Origin of the sequence: Pseudoalteromonas sp. HM-SA03 (assembly GCF_002289345.1) — a bacterium.
Taxonomy (GTDB): domain Bacteria; phylum Pseudomonadota; class Gammaproteobacteria; order Enterobacterales; family Alteromonadaceae; genus Pseudoalteromonas.
Map to the genome: position 1 here is coordinate 1 of NZ_NSDG01000064.1, position 1,774 is coordinate 1,774.

Annotated in this window: 2 protein-coding genes and 2 pseudogenes; all 4 read right to left on the bottom strand. The window is 37.1% G+C overall.

The genetic code is table 11. The features are described from left to right. Positions 1-182: pseudogene (locus CKO50_RS24700) on the bottom strand (hypothetical protein); the annotation flags it as partial. Between the two features lie 20 nt (positions 183-202). Beyond that, complete coding sequence (locus CKO50_RS24705) at positions 203-544, bottom strand: PoNe immunity protein domain-containing protein (RefSeq protein ID WP_255229769.1); 342 nt, start codon at positions 542-544, stop codon at positions 203-205. Positions 545-560: 16 nt separating this feature from the next. Then, positions 561-1,169 (bottom strand): hypothetical protein, encoded by a 609-nt coding sequence (locus CKO50_RS13535; RefSeq protein ID WP_095728584.1) that lies wholly within the window; start codon positions 1,167-1,169, stop codon positions 561-563. Next, a pseudogene (locus tag CKO50_RS13540) lies at positions 1,166-1,774 on the bottom strand (hypothetical protein); the annotation flags it as partial. The gene CKO50_RS13535 and the pseudogene CKO50_RS13540, both read right to left, overlap by 4 nt.

Consider the following 1,774-nt stretch of genomic DNA (forward strand, 5'->3'; position numbering starts at 1 on the left):
GGACGTTGCTCTGGACTTCCTTCAACTACTTTGTAAAGTTTACCGAAACGTTTTTTGAACAGAGTATCCGCAGCTATTTCACGATTAGTGTCACCTAGGGTTATAGCAATTTTATCAAATAGCGCGTCTTGACCTTGATTACCAATAAGACTCAGCACCTTTAGGTAGTATTCTTTATCCATATTTAAACAGAAAGCGAAACTCAACCATTTAAGATGATCTTCGAGGTAATCTTCNGTTCTTCCCAGCCAATTCGCTCTACTTGCTCTTTATCTGGCAAGGCGTCAGCATAATCCTTTTGCCATTGGCGGTAGGTCAACATATTTAATAAAAGTGGCTTAAATTCTGAGAGATCATCGCCGCGAGAGTATTTCTGATGAAGAAGATACAATGAGTCACTAACTAGCCTAAATGAACCTTTCATCTTTACATCGACAGGATCATCATCAAATTTGATTTCTTCAACATCTTCTTCAATACATTCAAATCTAAAGGAAACCCTATCATCATAATATTCTTTATTTTTTAAAGTATCTCTTAACATCTTGTGGTCTAAGCGTTTAGGGTTTAATACAAATGATTTTTTCCTCTAAAAGCAAGAACTTTACTTTATATTTCCAAAGTTCAAAATAGCTATCAAGGTCGAGATCAAGTTTTATAAGTGGCGATGCAATAAACCAGGCTAAATAGTAATCCGCATCCAAATTATAAAGCGCTTCAAAAAGAGCTATTGTTTTTTCATCATTTTCTACTCTAGAGGCTCTTACAACATCTCCAAAGTCGTCATACAGCCAATAATGGGGACAATCTTCATTCTCATGTTGCGAAAATATGTCTTCTGAAACGAAGCAAATCTCTCCTCTAGTTATTGTATCTATAATCGGTTGGTCAAAGTCACAAACATATTTGGTCTGTGTTAAAAAAAAACGTCTTATGAGATTTAATATATATTCATCTTCGAGAGGAGGCGAAGTAGCTTTTGGATTATACTTTTGTTCTATAGCTAAGGTTGCATTTGCTATCAACTTTTCGAAGCTTGTAAAGTATGCAAAGACTTTATCCAAGCAGTTTCTCGCTTCCTTTTCATGGAATAAAGTCATGAAGTGAGACTTATCAAAGTTTTTTTTATTCTCACAGAAATCACACCAATCTTTTAGTAGAGAGTTCATTTTATCTCCTTAGTTAATTTATGCGGAATTATTGTCGGGTCGATTTTCCATCGCTTGATTAATACATCAAGTCGAGTGTTAAAAGTGCTGAGGCTTTTACTATTATCAATTAATTCAAGTAACTCTTTATGGAAAGTGCCTGAGCCACTCTTACCGTGCATGCCGGAACGTCCATCTATTGGAGACACCCATTTAAGCTCATTAATTTCACTCCTAAACCGTTTTATTTCATCCATGTTTATTCCCCACGCTTTAAACTTTGGTGTTCTTGCTACCATATACCACTCATGGTAACCCCCAGGCCTACGAATTCTCGCTTCGATTGTATCCCGTATATCTTTATTTTCCCATAATATTTCAAACTGCTCAGGCGTTAATGAGTCGAACCACTTATTGAATTCACCTCTCCTAGTTGAAGGCACTTTTCCATTAATTAAAAGTTCATCCACGATTAGTGTTTTATTAGCCCCCGGCAGCTCATTCCCTTTTGGCGGCTCCAATTCATCGGCTTTGGCTTTGATGGGCTTATCGGTAACGCCTCGAATTGGTGGTTGGCCTTGATATTCATCCAGTGCTTTATTAACTCGCTGTCCGATTTCTTGGGC

Excerpts from the sequence above, each read along its gene's own strand:
- CKO50_RS13535 (WP_095728584.1), bottom strand. The coding sequence starts at position 1,169 with ATGAACTCTCTACTAAAAGATTGGTGTGATTTCTGTGAGAATAAAAAA.